The organism is Micromonospora sp. M51, from assembly GCF_018070305.1.
Lineage (GTDB): Bacteria > Actinomycetota > Actinomycetes > Mycobacteriales > Micromonosporaceae > Micromonospora > Micromonospora parva.
The window spans coordinates 1-747 of record NZ_JAGPXZ010001357.1; the positions used below are offsets into that span (position 1 = coordinate 1).

Annotated in this window: 1 pseudogene; it reads right to left on the bottom strand. The window is 74.8% G+C overall.

The features are described from left to right. Nucleotides 1-747 (bottom strand): annotated as a pseudogene (locus KBX53_RS34810) (recombinase RecQ); the annotation flags it as partial.

Sequence of the window (747 nt, forward strand, 5' to 3'; positions counted from 1 at the left end):
GTGTGTCAGGTGCGTCCGGGCCGACGAGGTCACGCAGCCGACCACCCCAGCCCAGGTCGGAGAGGCGCCCGACGGCCCGGCCTGGCAGCGCCTGCTCGGCCGGGGCGATCCGGCCCTTGAGGGGTACGCCGACCGCGTCGAGCCCGGTCGGCCAGAGCTTCTTCGGGGCGATCTCCACACCGGGGCGGCCCAGGAAGGTCTGCGCGGCGGCGAGCGCGGCCGTCGACACGTCGGCGGTGAAGAGGGGGTCGGCGCACCTGTCGCACCGGCCGCAGTCGGCCGCCCCGGTGTCGTCCAGGCGTTCCCGTAGATACCGCATCCGGCAGTCGGACGTGGTCGCGTACTCCCGCATGGCCTGTTGCTCGACGGTGCGCGCCTCGGCGACACGGCGCAACCGGGCCTCGTCGTAGACCCACGGCTCGCCGGTGGCGAGCCACCCACCGCGCACCCGGCGGACCGCGCCGTCCACGTCGAGCACCTTGAGCATCAGCTCCAGCCGGGCCCGGCGCAGGTCGACGAGGGGTTCGAGGGCCTGGGTGGAGAGCGGACGGTCGGTGTGCAGGGCGGCCAGCACGGCGCGGACCTGCTGCTCCGGTGGGAACGCCAGCGAGGCGAAGTAGCGCCAGATGGCGGCGTCCTCGACGCCGGGCAGCAGCAGCACCTCGGCGTGCTCGACGGCGCGGCCGGCGCGGCCGACCTGCTGGTAGTACGCGATGGGCGAGGGTGGTGCGCCGAGGTGGACGACGA